A 12,881-nucleotide genomic window follows, 5' to 3' on the forward strand; every position below is an offset into this window, starting at 1 on the left:
AGTTTTATTGGTTTTTTAATAACCTTATTTCTTTTAAAAATAAAGTAAGATTTTCAATTTTATAATCAATATATTCTTTATCAGATTCTTTCTTGCCCCATTCCTCATCATTAATTAACCAAGCAGTAATAGTTCCTCGCTCTTTACCTATCGATAAGTTTTTTGCTATATCTTCAATGTACAAAGTTTCTTTTGGATCAATTTTGAATTTTTCTACCATTAAATCAAAAGCTTTAGCTTCTGGTTTTGGGTGATATTCTGCATCTACGATATCAAATATGCCTTCAAATTGGTCATCAATTCCTAGTGTTGTAGTGATATGCTTTACATGATTGTAACTACCATTAGTGAAGACAAATTTTCTTAAATTTATATTCTCTAACTCATATCTTAATGCCGTATCTTTTTCTAAAAAAGATAAATCAATATCATGAACAAAATCTAAAAATTCTTTAGGATCAATTTCATGATGTATCATTAGACCATTTAAGCTTGTGTTATATTTGTGAAAGTAATTTGTCTGAAGCTCTTTGGCTTTTTTTAAATCTACATTAAGTTTACTTGAGATATATTCAGTCATTTTTCGGCTTACTTGACCAAATACTGCCTCTAGGTCGCTATAAAGAACACCATCACAATCAAATAGAATATTTTTAATATGGCTTAAATTTTTCATTGTCTAATTAAAGTTCCAGATCCCTCATCTGATAAAAGTTCAAATAGAACAGAATGATTTTTTCTTCCATCTATTATAACAACTCCTTTTACTCCGTTACTAGCTACATCTAAGCAATTATTTATTTTTGGAATCATACCACCAGTAATTGTTTCATTATCGATTAAGTTTTTTATAGACACTGAATTAATTTCCGGAATTAGATTTTTATTGTTATCCAAAACACCTTCTACGTCACTTAATATAATTAACCTTCTTGCGTTAATTTTTTTAGCAATAAAGCCAGCTGCAGTATCTGCATTGACGTTATAAGTTTGATCATTTTTATCTAAACCTAAGGGTGCAATAATAGGTACTTTTTTATCTGCTATAATTTTATCTATTATTGATTGATCTACATTTGTAGGAGAGCCCACGAAACCAAGCTCTTCATTTTCTTGTACAACTGTTAAAATATTATTTTCCTTGGAATTAATACTCTGACTTTCGCAATTTTGCTGATCTAGAGCATTGATAATTTCTTTATTAAAATCAATTAATACTTCTTCTACAACTTCAATAGTTTCTTTGTCGGTTACCCTTAATCCTTTTATAAATTTACTTTCTAAACCTATCTCATTAAGTTTATTGCTTATTCTTTTCCCACCCCCATGAACAATAATAGGAGTAAATCCTAGTTTATTTAGTGTTGAAATATCTTTAATAAAAATACCAAAAAGATTTTGATCAATTAAAACGCTACCACCACATTTAATAACAATATATTCATCGTTATATTTTTCTAAATATTTTTTTACTTCTTCAGTTGAAGGACCATCGAGTGGTAGAATTGTTTTTAATTCTTCTTCTTTAATATCCAACATTAAGTTGTTGTTTTAACAGTGGTTCGTTTCATTATAAAAACTTGTTGTGCCATAGTTAAAATATTATTTACTGTCCAATATATTACCAACCCTGCTGGGAAAGGTGCCAAAATTATTGTTAAGAATAATGGAAAGAACATAAATATTTTTGCTTGCATCGGATCTGTTGGTGCAGGATTTAATTTTTGTTGAACCCACATAGAAACACCCATTGCGACAGGCCATGCTCCAATGACTAAAAATGATGGTACATCATAAGGCAATAATCCAAATAGATTAAACAAAGAGGTAGGGTCTCTCTCAGATAAATCTTGTATCCAGCCATAAAAAGGCATTTGTCTCATTTCAATTGTTACAAATAAAACTTTGTATAAAGCAAAGAAAACTGGAATTTGTACAAGTATTGGTAAACAACCAGACATCGGGTTTACTTTCTCTTTTTTATAGAGAGCCATCATTGCTTGTTGCAATTTCATTTTGTCATCTTTGTGTAGCTCTTTTAGTCTCGCCATTTCAGGCTGTAAGGCTTTCATTTTTGCCATGCTTCTAAACGAAAAGTTTGCAAGTGGGAAAAATGCTAATCTTATACAAATTGTAATTGCTATGATAGCTAGGCCGTAATTTCCAAGTAATTTAAAGAAATAATCTATTCCAAAAAATAATGGCTTGGTAATAAAGTATAAAAATCCCCAATCAATTGTTAAGTCAAATTTATCAATGTTTAAAGATTCAGCATATCCATCAATTACATCAACTCTTTTTGCAGCAACAATGATTTGTAAGGTTTCTTCAATCAATGAATTTTCATTAAGTTCCAATGGCTCAGTTGAAACAAAGTTTGCTCTGAACTTATCTTTATAATCAAATGTTGTTTTAAATTCTTTTTCTCTAGGTGGAATTAGTGAAGTTACCCAGTACTTATCTCCAATCCCTAGCCATCCTTTTTGAGCTGTTCTTGAAAATTTCTTTTCTTGTATATCATCGTAATCTTCTTCAATAAGTTCATCATCAAGTGTTGCCACCAATCCTTCATGAAGTATATAGAAGTTAGATATATCAGGCATTTCATTTCTAATGATTTGCCCATAAGTATAAAAATCATACTTTTTATCTGTAGGATTGATTACACTTTGTCTAATTGAAAATAAATATTTGTCATCTAAGGCAATCTCTTTTTCAAATGTAATACCTTGATCATTTGTCCAAGATATTTTTATAGGAGATTGATCTGTTAATTTATTATTTCCTGAAACTTTCCAAATAGAATTTGAATTTGGAATTTCAACATTTTTATCAGATGTAATAAAACCACTTTCAATTAAATAACCATCTTTTGAATTTCTTGGTGAAAGAAGTGTAACTTTTTCCTGTGAGTCTAGACTGACATTATATTGCTTAAAAGTTAGATCATCAATTACACCACCTTTAAGTGAAATAGAACCAACAATACTTTCATTCTCAAAATTAATTCTTTCACTTTGATTTAAAGCTTCTTCTCTAGAAATTTCAGCAACATTTTCTTTTTGATCTAGTGAAGGTGTATCGCTGTTTTGTTCAACTTTATTTCCTTCAGCCATATTTTCTTTAGTAATTGGTGGAGGAGCAAAAAATAGTGAATACAAAACTATAACTGCTGCTGATAATGAAATTGCCGCTACTATATTTTTAGTATCCATATTATTTTAATTTTGTATTTTTTTTAACAGGATCAAAACCTTCACCACCACCCAAAAATTTGATTGGGTGACAAGATAAGATTCTTTTAATACTTAAAAAAGATCCTTTTAACAGACCAAATTCTTTAAGTGCATCAATACTGTATTCTGAGCAAGTAGGTAAATATCTACAAGAATGTCCAAATAGAGGGCTAATCAAATATTTATAACCTTTGATAATTTTAATTAATATATTTGTAAAAATATTCATTATTTTATTTTTTCAAAATCCTGAAATAGAGTTTCTTTTATTAATTTGTATTCATTATTTAGCATAGATGACTTAGCGATAACAAGGAATGAATAGTTAAAATTTATTGATATTTTTTTAACTGCTTCGTTTAAAATATTCCTTAATCTTCTTTTAATCTTATTCCTCTTAACTGCATTCCCTAATTTCTTTTTTGTTACAAAGCTAATATTGAGTTTATTATTATTTTTATTCATTAATTTACCAAAGAAAATAGTTACATACTTATTCGAGAACTTTTTTTGTTTAAGTAAATTTTTAAATTCTTCGTTTTTTGAAAGAGCAACAATTTTGCTTTTCATTAATTTACACTGATACAGTTAAAGATTTTCTTCCTCTGGCTCTTCTTCTAGCTAAAAGTTTCTTTCCACCTTTAGTCTTCATTTTTGATCTAAAGCCGTGTTTTCGTGCTCTTTTTTTATTTGAAGGTTGGTATGTTCTTTTCATAAATAAATTGATTAAATTTTATAAATTTTGCCCCTTTATATTAGCAATAATAAAAATAGCAAATAGAAGATTTAGGAATAAAATAACAATATTCATGGAAAAAACAAAAAAAATTAAACTATTTATTGGTTTATCTTACTTATTAATTGTTAGTTTATTTTTATATTTTTTCTTTTCAAAATTTAGTCTTCAGGAGATTACATCTTATGATTTTTTGAGAAATAATAGATCTTATTTAGTTGGGTTGAAGAATTCTAATTTATTTTTAGTTTCATTTTCTTTTTTGTTTCTAACAGTGCTCTGGGTATTTCCTTTTCTGGGCTTTGGATCTCCCGTAGCACTTATGGGTGGTTTTATTTTTGGTAAATGGATTGGAACATTAGTTGTAGTAACTGGTTTAAGTGTAGGTGCAACTTTTTTATATATATTTGGAAATTATTTTTTAAGAGATTTAATTAGAGAAAAATTTCTTAATAAACTTCAAAATCTTGAAATTAAATTTAAAAAATCTGAATTTTTTTATTTACTTGTTTACAGATTTATTGGAGGAGTTCCTTGGCAAATAAGCTGTCTATTGCCAACATTATTTAATGTTAAAATTAAAAATTTTTTATTTGCAACTTTTTTAGGAATAATACCCCAGATTTTTTTGGCTGTTTCAATTGGAAGTGGGATTGAAAAAGTAATCGATCAAAATTCAGAAGTTCCTGGAATAATAGATATTATCTTTTCTCCAGATATCTATATTCCTCTTTTAGCGTTTTTTGTTTTAATTGTGATTTCAATTATTTTTAGAAAAAAATTTTACAAAAGTTAATGGTGCTCCCACCCTGTACTGACCAGGGAACTAGTCATTACCAATGACTTGTTATGCCATTTAACTACAGGAGCCAAAATACATTTAGTAATTTATTGATAATAAAGCATTTTTTTCAAATTATTGCCTTAATTTTTTGATTATAATGATCTATATCTACTAAAAAAAATGTTATGGGAATTCACTACGATTATAAATCTACAAAAGGCAACAAGCTTATGGAAAAGCAAGCTAAAAGAGAAAGAAAGCTTGCTGAAAAAAAGGCTAAGCGTTTAGCTAAAGAAGGCCCAAAACAAGAAGAACCTAAATCAAAACCTCTTGATCCAAATAAACCAATATCTTTAGATTTTTTGACCAATCCAAATAAAGAATGAGTTCTAAAGATAAAAATGAGCGTTTAAGTTTAGCTTTAAGAAAAAATTTAAAAAAAAGAAAATTGTTTCAAAAAAAGAATAAAAAAAAATCTAAGTAATGTCTATTCAGCCTGACTCGTGGATTAAGAAGATGTGTGTTGAGCACAATATGATAGAACCATTCTTAGATCATCAGGTTGCAGAAGGAAAAATATCATACGGTTTAAGTAGTATGGGATATGATGTCAGAATTTCAGATGAATATAGAATTTTTACTAATGTAAACAGTTCATTAGTTGATCCAAAAAACTTCTCAGATGACAATTTTATTGAAAGAAAAGGGCCACACTGCATTATACCACCTAACTCGTTCGTTTTAGCTAAAACAGTTGAGTATTTTAGAATTCCAAAAGATGTGCTTTGTATTTGTGTTGGAAAAAGTACTTATGCAAGAACAGGAATAATTTGTAATGTAACTCCAATTGAAAATGAATTTGAAGGAAATATAGTTATAGAGTTAAGTAATACCACTCCAAACCCAGCAAAAATTTATTCAAATGAGGGCATAGCACAGTTTTTATTTTTTAAATCAGATACTCAACCAGAAACAACTTACAAATCAAAGAACGGTAAATATCAGGGACAAACAACTATTCAAGTTGCTAAAATCAAAAAGTAATTTATGGACAAATTTCTGATAGATGGTCCTAGTAAAATAAAGGGCAAAGTTTCAATATCTGGTTCAAAAAATGCATCGTTACCAATATTAGCAGCTACTTTGCTTTTTGATTTACCAGTAACCATAAAGAATTTGCCAAGGGTAAAAGACATAAGTACCATGCTTAATTTATTAAAATCTCTTGGTTCAAAAGTTGAACTTTCAAAAGATAAAAAAATAGCAAAAATTTCTAATCCAAAAAATATGAAAACTTTTGCAAGTTACTCGCTGGTAAAGACAATGAGAGGTTCAATTTTGGTATTAGGACCTTTAGTTGCAAAATTTTATAAATCAAAAACTTCCCTACCAGGTGGATGTTTAATAGGTGCTAGACCAGTTAATTATCATTTATCTGCGTTGGAAAAACTTGGAATGAATTATGAAATTAAAGATGGTTATATTATAGCAAAATCAAATGGCAAACTTAAAGGTGCAGTTATCAAGTTTCCTAAAATTTCAGTTGGTGCAACTGAAAATTCTATTATTGCCGCATGTTTAGCAAAAGGAAAAACAGTATTAAAAAACTGTGCTATCGAGCCAGAGATTAAAGATCTAACTAATTTTTTAAATTTAGCGGGTGCAAAAATTGAATGGATAGGAAGAACATGTACAATTAATGGTGTTAATTCTTTAAAATCAATAAACTATTCTGTGATGGCTGATAGAATAGAGGCAGGTACATTTTGTGTAGCAGCTACTCTTTCAAAAGGTAGTTTGGAAATCAATAACTTAGATCCAAAAATAATAAGCACTGAATTAAACTTTTTAAAAAAAACAGGAGCAAAAATAAGTAAAAATAAAAATAAAATTTCTATTAAAGGACCTGAAACAATAAAACCTATCAAAAATATTAAAACAAAGGAATTTCCAGGTATTCCAACAGATCTTCAAGCGCAATTAATGGTTTTAATGTGTAAGGCTAATGGCAAAAGCTCAATTACAGAAAATATATTTGAAAATAGATTTATGCACGTTGCAGAATTACAGAGATTAGGAGCAAACATAACAATAAAAAATAACAAAGCATTTATTGATGGAAATACTAAGTTTATAGCTGCAGAACTAATGTCTAGTGATTTAAGAGCATCTGTTGCTCTTGTACTAGCTGCCTCTGTTGCGAATGGAAAATCAATTATCAACAGGATTTACCACTTAGATCGAGGTTATGAAAAAATAGAAAATAAATTAAAAAATATAGGTATTAAAATTAAAAGATTAAAAAAATGAGTAAATATTTAGCTAAAATCATTGCTACAGATCAGGAGGGATTACAAGTAATTTCAGCTTGTAGCTCAGGAGCCAAAGTAAAGGTTTCAGATATTAAGTATTTAGCTTCTAATAAAGTATTTTTGTTATCAATTGAGAGAATAAAAGTAGAAAATGAAAATGAGGATAAAAAAGTTAACAGTATTTGTAGATTTGATTTTGTTGATAAGGTGAGATCTAAGAATATTGATCAATCAAATGAAGAATTAACTTTAGAGCTAATTGGAATAGATTATTTGAAAAATAATAATGATTATGAAATAAATCTTATTTTTAGTAACAATGCTCATATTGCTTTGACCACCGAAACTATCGAGGCAAGATTAGAGGATCAAAGTGAAATAGAATAGAAATGAAAGTTTTAGATAGTAAAACAAAGAATTTTGATAAATTATTGGATACCTTGTTAATTCAAAGAAAAAATAAGGTTCAGTCAAACTCAGTATCAGTTACCAATATTATTAAAGATGTAAGAAAAAATGGAGATAAGGCTTTAATTAAATATGAAAAGAAATTTAACAAAAATGTTGTAATTGAACCAAGTTCAAAACTAATACAACAATCTATTAAATCATTAAATTCTAAAGTAAAAAAATCAATTGATACTGCTTATGATAGAATTTTTAAATTTCATTCATTACAAAAATTTAAAAATATTTCTTATACGGATAAATTTAAAAATAAACTTGAGTATAAATATTTGCCTCTAGACTCAGTTGCAATTTATGTACCAGGTTCAACTGCATCATATCCATCAAGTGTATTAATGAATGCTATTCCTGCAATTGTTGCAGGTGTTAAGCGAATTGTAATGATCAATCCAGGTTTCAAAGGAAAACAGAACCCTGCGGTATTGTATGCTGCTAGAAAATGTAAAATTAAGGAAATTTATTCTATTGGAGGTCCATCTGCAATTGCAGGAGTTGCCTATGGTACAAAAAAAATAAAAAAAGTTGATAAAATTGTTGGTCCTGGAAATGCTTATGTTGCAGCAGCAAAAAAAGAAGTTTTTGGAGATGTAGGGATTGAAGGAATGATTGCTGGTCCATCAGAAGTAACCATTGTTTGTGATAAGAATTCAAATCCAGAATGGGTTGCAAGCGATTTAATTGGTCAAGCAGAACACGATAATCTTGCACAGTGCATACTTATTTCAAAAGATAAAAACTTATTAGATAGAGTTAAAACTGAAATATTTAAACAACTGAAAGAAATTCCAAGAGAATCTATTGCAAGAAAAAGTTTAAAAAATAATGGTATTTTAATGCACGTAAGTTCTGATAAAAAAATTATTAAAATTGTAAATAAGATAGCACCAGAGCATTTAGAGCTTAATGTTAAGAACTATAAATCTTTAGCTTCAAAAATAAAAAATTCTGGATCAATATGTTTAGGTAAATATGCTGTTATGGCAATGACAGATTACAATGTTGGATCAAACCATGTTTTACCAACTAACGGTTCAGCAAAATATTCAAGTGGTATAAGTGTAAATGAATTTTACAAAAGAATTTCATATATAAACCTATCAAAAAAGGGTATTGAAAGTCTTGGACCATCAGTTATAACACTTGCAAATTATGAAGGCTTGGTTGGGCATGCTCAATCAGTAATTAAAAGAATAAGGAGAAAATAAATTTGTCAAAACAAGACTTACTTGAATTCAAGGGAACTGTAATAGATCTACTTCCGAATGCAATGTTTAGAGTTAAATTAGAAAATGGTCATACAGTTACAGCTCATACAGCAGGTAAGTTAAGAAAAAACAGAATTAGAGTTCTTCAAGGTGACAATGTAACTGTGGAAATGACACCTTACGATCTTTCTAAAGGAAGAATAATCTTTAGAGGATAAATAAGGCTGAGTAGCTCAGGAGTAGAGCAGAGCCCTGAAAAGGCTTGTGTCGGAGGTGCGAATCCTTCCTCAGCCACCACCCAAAGTTTGATCTTGAAATACCCAGAAAAGAAATTAACTTAATTAATATAATAAATAACAAAAGGACGAAGAAACAAGATGAGTACACTACAAGGTAAAATAAAATGGTATAATGGTAAAAAGGGATATGGCTTTATTGAGAGAGACGACAAAGAAAAAGATGCCTTTGTGCATGCTTCAGCTGTAAAAGCTGCTGGTATGAGATTTCTTAATGAAGGTGATAAACTTGAATTCACATTAGAAGATGGTCCCAAAGGTCCTTCTGCAGTAAATTTAAAAAAAATAGACTAATTTTCACATTAATTCTTAAGGACGTTTTTTCTACATCTAGTAGATAAACGTCCTTTTTTTTATTTAGGCCTTGAATATTAATAATTTTTGTCTAAAACGCTGCTCATGAATATAAATAATACATACAGAGCTACTTACAGAAGTACTCACAGAAACTGTTTCCATAGCCATTAGGCTATTTATTTATATTATAATTTTCAATCCACATAAAATAAGATAATAACTTAAGGATAAGCTTTGGTGGTGAAATAGTATCACGTCGGTTTGTGGATCCGAAGTCGTAGGAGCGTAACCTACCCAAAGTACCACTAAAATGGAAAAAGATAAAAAACTCAATCCTTCCTTACCATCTGGATTTGAAGATCGTTGGAACAAAAAGTTAGTTTTAAAAAAACAACTTTTAAAAGTGATTGAAAAAAATTTTTTAAAATTTGGAGCTGAGCCATTAGAGACACCCTCTTTTGAGATCAGTGAAAATATTGGTTCGTTTTTAGCAGAGGACGAGGATAACCCTATGTCTGATGTATTCTCATTCAAAGATGGTGATAAAAATATTACACTTAGATACGATCTATCTAGTCCTTTAGCTAGATTTGTTGCTCAAAACAACCAAGAGCTTCCATCAATTTACAAAAGATATGCAATTCAGAATGTTTTTAGAAATGAAAAAGCAGGAAATGGAAGATACAGAGAGTTTATGCAGGCCGACTTTGATATTGTTGGAAATGTTAATTCAGCTCAAGCTAATGCAGAACTTTGTAATTTAATTTCAAGTACACTCTTAGATTGTGGTTTGAATAAAGATCAATTCACAATCAATATTAGTAATAGAAAAATAGTACAAGGTTTAATTGATGATTTAAAAATATCTGAAGATAAGCAATTAAAAGTAATTAGAGCTATTGATAAATTAGATAAACCTGGATTTGGTTTAAAAGGTGTTGAAGATCTTCTTAAAAAAGAGAGAAAAGATGCAAGCGGTGCAGTTACAAAAGGTGCCGATCTAACAGATGAACAAGCATCACAAATATTAAATTTCTTAAAAATAAAAGACTTAAAACAATTGAAAGAAAATTTAAAAAATCCATTATCTCAAGAAGGAATTAAAGAGCTTGAGGAAGTTTTTGAAATTTTAGGATTTAGTTCTAATTTAGAACAAGTACAAACCAATTTTACTATTGTAAGAGGTTTAGCTTATTATTCTGATTTTATTGTTGAAACTAACCTAAATTTTAAAGTTACAAATAATAAAGGAAAAGAAGTTGATATTGGCAGCATTTGTTCCGGAGGGTCTTATGCTAAACTTATCTCAAGATTTAAAGGGGTAGATATTCCAGGTACTGGAATTAGCTTTGGTGTGGATAGATTGTTATTTGCACTTTTGCAATTAGATCAGATTAAGGTGGATGATCAAAAGCCAGTTCTAGTCTGTGTGATGGATGAAAAATATCTAAAAAATTATTACGAAATTGTAGATCAATTAAGAGAAAATAACATTAATGCAGAAATTTTTTTAGACACAAAAAAAAATTTAGGTAAGCAATTAACCTTAGCAAATAAGCGTGAATTAAATGTAGCAGTTATATGTGGTGAAAATGAATTTAATGAAGGCACAGTAACTATAAAAAATCTTAAAGGTGTTAAAGGTAAAAATAATAAAACATTTTCAAAATCAAATTTAATAGATGAAATCAAAAAACTTATCTGAAAATATTCTTAGATCAGTAAAATCTAAGGGTTACAAATATATAGAATTACCCTCAGTTATTGAGGCAAATCATATCGTTCAAAGGTCAGGTGAAAACTTTAGAAAATTCATTTTTTCATTTACTGATCAAAATGGAAGCGAGTTATGTCTTAGACCAGATTTAACAATTGTATCCTGCTTAAGATACTTAGAGAATAATTTAAAAGGAAAAGAAAAAATTTTTTATAGCGGTCAAGCTTATAGAAAATCAGAAAATAAAAGTGACTCTATTATTAGAGATCAAATTGGTTTTGAAATTTTAGGTTCTAAAGATGAAAAAAATGATGATAAAGAAATCATCAATACTTCACTAAAATCTCTTCAAAATATTAAATATTCATCAGGTAAATTAACAATAGGAAATGTTGAGATATTTAATTTGTTAATTTCAAAACTAGATATTCCGAAAAGATGGAAGTTAAGATTATCAAGACATTTTTGGAGGGAAGATTACTTTAATGATCTTTTAAAAAGATTAGAGACAAACTCTGATGTAGATCCAACTATTGTTGAAATTGATAAAAAACGTTATTTAAAAATGCTAAAAGAAGATTTATCAAATGTAATAGCAGGAAGAACTATTAATGAGATATTAAATCGATTTGATAACAAAATTAAAGATCCAAGAAGAGCTAGTAAAGGTAAAGGTGTTTCGAAAATTATTAAAGACTTCTTAAAAATCAAATGCCCGATCAATGAGGCTGCATCTGTATTAAACAAATTTTTTAAGAAAAATAGAATCAATTTAGTAGTTGATCAAAGATATTTTTCTGTCTCCAATAACAAAGTGTCAAAACTTAATGTAGTATTTTCAACTTCGTTTGGAAGACAATTAGAATATTACACAGGAATGGTTTTTAAAATTGATGTTAAATCAAAAAATAAATTAAAAAATATTATTAATGGCGGTCGTTATGATCGATTAATTTCTGATCTTGGGTCAAAAAAACAAATACCAGCAGTTGGGGCTGCATTAAATTTAAATTATTAATGAAGAAAAATATTTTAAATATTGGAATTCCTAGTAAAGGCAGACTCAGAAAGGATGTTTTAAACATATTTAAAAAAAATAAATTAAATTTAATTTCCGAAAGAGGAGAAAGAGATTTATTAGGCTCAATTAAACAAAAGAAAAATGTTAAAATTTTATACCTTCATGCAAGAGAAATTATAGAAAGACTCGGAGATGGTTCATTAGATCTAGGATTTTCTGGTTTTGATTTATTAAAAGAAAGTGAAATAAATATTCAAAAGAAAATTAACGTTATTAAAAAATATGATTTTGGGAAGGCCACGTTAGTAGTTGCAATTCCAGATCCTTGGATTGATGTTCAAACTATTGCTGATTTAGAGGAAATAGCATTTGAGTTTAGAGATAAGAAAAAGAAAAGATTAAGAGTTGCAACCAAATATCCAAATTTAACAAGAGAATTTTTATTTTCTAAAGGTGTTACTCAATTTAAATTAGTAGATAGTTTAGGTGCAACTGAGGCATATCCTTTCACTGGCTCATCAGAAATAATTACTGACATCACTTCAACGGGAGAAACTTTAAAAGCTAATAATCTAAGAATTTTAAAAGATGGTGAAATATTAAAATCAGAGGCTTGTATGATGATATCTAAATCATCGTCTAAAAATAAATCTCTTCAAAGTTTAGCTAGATTACTTTCTAAGAATTAAATCTTTCCAATAAATAAGAATAATTTTAATAATATCTAGGTTTCGAAGGATTGCATAAACACCAACAAGTATTCCTAAACCAATAATAATTTTAAATATTAATAATAATTCCATTACATA

The 12,881-nt window shown here is 28.4% G+C and carries 18 protein-coding genes and 1 tRNA gene; 12 read left to right on the forward strand and 7 right to left on the reverse strand.

Annotated elements, in window-relative coordinates; all coding sequences use genetic code 11:
* Nucleotides 1–4: 4 nt before the first annotated feature.
* From ACTTAR_RS05810 to rpmH, 6 genes are read right to left on the reverse strand one after another with little or no spacing between them, the layout of a single operon-like run.
* Entirely contained in the window at nt 5–676 is a 672-nt protein-coding gene (locus tag ACTTAR_RS05810; protein WP_440697945.1) for a pyrimidine 5'-nucleotidase, read from the reverse strand.
* The gene (argB, locus tag ACTTAR_RS05815; RefSeq protein ID WP_440697946.1) at nt 673–1,539 is read right to left on the reverse strand and encodes an acetylglutamate kinase; all 867 of its coding nucleotides are present in this window, start codon (nt 1,537–1,539) and stop codon (nt 673–675) included. The genes ACTTAR_RS05810 and argB overlap by 4 nt, the downstream gene beginning before the upstream one ends.
* Entirely contained in the window at nt 1,539–3,215 is a 1,677-nt protein-coding gene (gene yidC, locus ACTTAR_RS05820) for a membrane protein insertase YidC (protein ID WP_440697947.1), read from the reverse strand. The genes argB and yidC overlap by 1 nt, the downstream gene beginning before the upstream one ends.
* Nucleotide 3,216: 1 nt before the next feature.
* Nucleotides 3,217–3,465, reverse strand: coding sequence for a membrane protein insertion efficiency factor YidD (gene yidD / locus ACTTAR_RS05825; protein ID WP_075505949.1), 249 nt, complete (start codon nt 3,463–3,465; stop codon nt 3,217–3,219).
* Nucleotides 3,465–3,806, reverse strand: coding sequence for a ribonuclease P protein component (rnpA, locus tag ACTTAR_RS05830; protein ID WP_075505950.1), 342 nt, complete (start codon nt 3,804–3,806; stop codon nt 3,465–3,467). The genes yidD and rnpA overlap by 1 nt, the downstream gene beginning before the upstream one ends.
* A gap of 4 nt (nt 3,807–3,810) precedes the next feature.
* Nucleotides 3,811–3,951: a 50S ribosomal protein L34 gene (rpmH, locus tag ACTTAR_RS05835; RefSeq protein WP_023854404.1), complete on the reverse strand. Its 141-nt coding sequence runs from the start codon at nt 3,949–3,951 to the stop codon at nt 3,811–3,813.
* Nucleotides 3,952–4,045: 94 nt separating this feature from the next.
* On the opposite strand from rpmH, the gene ACTTAR_RS05840 reads away from it, so the two are divergent.
* The 12 genes from ACTTAR_RS05840 (at nt 4,046) to hisG (ending at nt 12,761) form a co-directional block, all read left to right on the forward strand.
* Nucleotides 4,046–4,768 (forward strand): TVP38/TMEM64 family protein, encoded by a 723-nt coding sequence (locus ACTTAR_RS05840; RefSeq protein ID WP_440697948.1) that lies wholly within the window; start codon nt 4,046–4,048, stop codon nt 4,766–4,768.
* A gap of 173 nt (nt 4,769–4,941) precedes the next feature.
* Nucleotides 4,942–5,142 carry a hypothetical protein gene (locus ACTTAR_RS05845; RefSeq protein WP_440681265.1) on the forward strand — a complete coding sequence of 67 codons (201 nt, stop codon included), beginning with the start codon at nt 4,942–4,944 and terminating at the stop codon, nt 5,140–5,142.
* 97 nt (nt 5,143–5,239) lie between these two features.
* The gene (dcd, locus tag ACTTAR_RS05850) at nt 5,240–5,800 is read left to right on the forward strand and encodes a dCTP deaminase (RefSeq protein WP_440681264.1); all 561 of its coding nucleotides are present in this window, start codon (nt 5,240–5,242) and stop codon (nt 5,798–5,800) included.
* A gap of 3 nt (nt 5,801–5,803) precedes the next feature.
* A complete protein-coding gene (gene murA / locus ACTTAR_RS05855; RefSeq protein ID WP_440697949.1) occupies nt 5,804–7,066 on the forward strand; it encodes a UDP-N-acetylglucosamine 1-carboxyvinyltransferase in 1,263 nt (420 codons plus the stop codon).
* Complete coding sequence (locus ACTTAR_RS05860) at nt 7,063–7,455, forward strand: DUF2948 family protein (RefSeq protein WP_440697950.1); 393 nt, start codon at nt 7,063–7,065, stop codon at nt 7,453–7,455. The genes murA and ACTTAR_RS05860 overlap by 4 nt, the downstream gene beginning before the upstream one ends.
* Nucleotides 7,456–7,457: 2 nt before the next feature.
* Entirely contained in the window at nt 7,458–8,741 is a 1,284-nt protein-coding gene (gene hisD, locus ACTTAR_RS05865) for a histidinol dehydrogenase (RefSeq protein ID WP_440697951.1), read from the forward strand.
* Nucleotides 8,742–8,743: 2 nt separating this feature from the next.
* Nucleotides 8,744–8,959: a translation initiation factor IF-1 gene (gene infA / locus ACTTAR_RS05870; protein WP_440697952.1), complete on the forward strand. Its 216-nt coding sequence runs from the start codon at nt 8,744–8,746 to the stop codon at nt 8,957–8,959.
* Nucleotides 8,960–8,963: 4 nt separating this feature from the next.
* A tRNA-Phe gene (locus ACTTAR_RS05875) sits at nt 8,964–9,038 on the forward strand.
* An 80-nt stretch (nt 9,039–9,118) separates the two neighbouring features.
* Nucleotides 9,119–9,331, forward strand: a complete 213-nt coding sequence (locus ACTTAR_RS05880; protein ID WP_075505957.1) for a cold-shock protein — start codon at nt 9,119–9,121, stop codon at nt 9,329–9,331.
* A 313-nt stretch (nt 9,332–9,644) separates the two neighbouring features.
* Nucleotides 9,645–11,039 carry a histidine--tRNA ligase gene (gene hisS, locus ACTTAR_RS05885; protein ID WP_440697953.1) on the forward strand — a complete coding sequence of 465 codons (1,395 nt, stop codon included), beginning with the start codon at nt 9,645–9,647 and terminating at the stop codon, nt 11,037–11,039.
* On the forward strand, nt 11,017–12,069 hold the full coding sequence (locus tag ACTTAR_RS05890) for an ATP phosphoribosyltransferase regulatory subunit (RefSeq protein ID WP_440697954.1): 1,053 nt from the start codon (nt 11,017–11,019) through the stop codon (nt 12,067–12,069). The genes hisS and ACTTAR_RS05890 overlap by 23 nt, the downstream gene beginning before the upstream one ends.
* Entirely contained in the window at nt 12,069–12,761 is a 693-nt protein-coding gene (gene hisG / locus ACTTAR_RS05895) for an ATP phosphoribosyltransferase (protein WP_440678924.1), read from the forward strand. The genes ACTTAR_RS05890 and hisG overlap by 1 nt, the downstream gene beginning before the upstream one ends.
* Here hisG and ACTTAR_RS05900 read toward each other — a convergent pair.
* Nucleotides 12,744–12,875: a hypothetical protein gene (locus ACTTAR_RS05900; RefSeq protein WP_256998081.1), complete on the reverse strand. Its 132-nt coding sequence runs from the start codon at nt 12,873–12,875 to the stop codon at nt 12,744–12,746. The genes hisG and ACTTAR_RS05900 overlap by 18 nt on opposite strands.
* Between the last annotated feature and the right edge of the window lie 6 nt (nt 12,876–12,881).

Origin of the sequence: Candidatus Pelagibacter sp. HIMB1709, assembly GCF_052047635.1 — a bacterium.
Taxonomy (GTDB): Bacteria; Pseudomonadota; Alphaproteobacteria; order Pelagibacterales; family Pelagibacteraceae; genus Pelagibacter.

Bases quoted from the DNA above. Each gene is read 5' to 3' on its own strand.
- hisG (WP_440678924.1), top strand. From the start codon at position 12,069: ATGAAGAAAAATATTTTAAATATTGGAATTCCTAGTAAAGGCAGACTC.
- yidD (WP_075505949.1), bottom strand. From the start codon at position 3,465: ATGAATATTTTTACAAATATATTAATTAAAATTATCAAAGGTTATAAA.
- argB (WP_440697946.1), bottom strand. From the start codon at position 1,539: ATGTTGGATATTAAAGAAGAAGAATTAAAAACAATTCTACCACTCGAT.
- yidC (WP_440697947.1), bottom strand. From the start codon at position 3,215: ATGGATACTAAAAATATAGTAGCGGCAATTTCATTATCAGCAGCAGTT.
- ACTTAR_RS05890 (WP_440697954.1), top strand. From the start codon at position 11,017: ATGAAATCAAAAAACTTATCTGAAAATATTCTTAGATCAGTAAAATCT.
- hisS (WP_440697953.1), top strand. From the start codon at position 9,645: ATGGAAAAAGATAAAAAACTCAATCCTTCCTTACCATCTGGATTTGAA.
- ACTTAR_RS05860 (WP_440697950.1), top strand. From the start codon at position 7,063: ATGAGTAAATATTTAGCTAAAATCATTGCTACAGATCAGGAGGGATTA.
- ACTTAR_RS05900 (WP_256998081.1), bottom strand. From the start codon at position 12,875: ATGGAATTATTATTAATATTTAAAATTATTATTGGTTTAGGAATACTT.
- ACTTAR_RS05840 (WP_440697948.1), top strand. From the start codon at position 4,046: ATGGAAAAAACAAAAAAAATTAAACTATTTATTGGTTTATCTTACTTA.
- rnpA (WP_075505950.1), bottom strand. From the start codon at position 3,806: ATGAAAAGCAAAATTGTTGCTCTTTCAAAAAACGAAGAATTTAAAAAT.
- murA (WP_440697949.1), top strand. From the start codon at position 5,804: ATGGACAAATTTCTGATAGATGGTCCTAGTAAAATAAAGGGCAAAGTT.
- hisD (WP_440697951.1), top strand. From the start codon at position 7,458: ATGAAAGTTTTAGATAGTAAAACAAAGAATTTTGATAAATTATTGGAT.
- dcd (WP_440681264.1), top strand. From the start codon at position 5,240: ATGTCTATTCAGCCTGACTCGTGGATTAAGAAGATGTGTGTTGAGCAC.
- rpmH (WP_023854404.1), bottom strand. From the start codon at position 3,951: ATGAAAAGAACATACCAACCTTCAAATAAAAAAAGAGCACGAAAACAC.
- ACTTAR_RS05810 (WP_440697945.1), bottom strand. From the start codon at position 676: ATGAAAAATTTAAGCCATATTAAAAATATTCTATTTGATTGTGATGGT.
- ACTTAR_RS05845 (WP_440681265.1), top strand. From the start codon at position 4,942: ATGGGAATTCACTACGATTATAAATCTACAAAAGGCAACAAGCTTATG.
- ACTTAR_RS05880 (WP_075505957.1), top strand. From the start codon at position 9,119: ATGAGTACACTACAAGGTAAAATAAAATGGTATAATGGTAAAAAGGGA.